This window comes from Bacillus sp. SIMBA_008 (assembly GCF_046535495.1).
Taxonomy (GTDB): domain Bacteria; phylum Bacillota; class Bacilli; order Bacillales; family Bacillaceae; genus Bacillus; species Bacillus subtilis.
The window spans coordinates 1-270 of the sequence record NZ_JAWRWL010000491.1; the positions used below are offsets into that span (position 1 = coordinate 1).

The 270-nt window shown below is 70.0% G+C and carries 1 protein-coding gene; it reads right to left on the minus strand.

The annotated features are described in order from the left end of the window. Window positions 1–255, minus strand: a 255-nt coding sequence (locus tag SB658_RS24150) for a PP2C family protein-serine/threonine phosphatase (protein WP_410602881.1), incomplete at its 3' end; no start/stop codon positions are given. Window positions 256–270: the final 15 nt, after the last annotated feature.

Genomic DNA, 270 nt, shown 5'->3' on the forward strand with positions numbered 1-270 from the left:
GTCGGGGTCGAGCACGTCGAGCAGGCCGTCGCTGCAGCAGACGAACGAGTCGCCCTTGTCGAGGCGCGTCGTGCGCGGCTCCCTCTCCTCGGGCGGCTGGAGGCCCATGCCCATGCCGAGAGGCAGGCTGGTCGATCGCAGGTGCTCCCACGAGCCGTCGGCGCGCAGGATGAAGGCGAGGCTGTGTCCGGCATCGATCACCTGCAGCTCTCCCGTCTCCGGCTGCAGCTCGGCGTGCACCGCGGTGACGAACATCGACGTGTCTGCGAG